This window comes from Psychromonas arctica (assembly GCF_038155225.1).
Classification (GTDB): Bacteria; Pseudomonadota; Gammaproteobacteria; order Enterobacterales; family Psychromonadaceae; genus Psychromonas; species Psychromonas arctica_B.
Map to the genome: position 1 here is coordinate 1 of NZ_JBAKBA010000165.1, position 243 is coordinate 243.

Sequence of the window (243 nt, forward strand, 5' to 3'; positions counted from 1 at the left end):
CTTGTTCAACACCATCACTGGTCGTTACTGTAATGGTATCCGTTAGGAATTCACCGTCGTCTAATGCTTGGATAGCCGCTTGTGTATTATCTGCTGCGTAAGACCAATCGCCGTTTTCATCAATAGTAATATCGCCGTACGTACCTTCTACCGTCGCTGCCATGAACGTGGTCGTATCCGAGGTATCCACATCCGTTAGCGATAAGCTACCTGAAGTCGTTAATGTCGCTGCATCCGCATCTT

General features: G+C 47.3%; 1 protein-coding gene. It reads right to left on the bottom strand.

What is annotated here, in order from left to right:
• A partial coding sequence (locus V6255_RS18180; protein WP_341629397.1) for a VCBS domain-containing protein occupies positions 1 to 243 on the bottom strand: 243 nt, incomplete at both ends.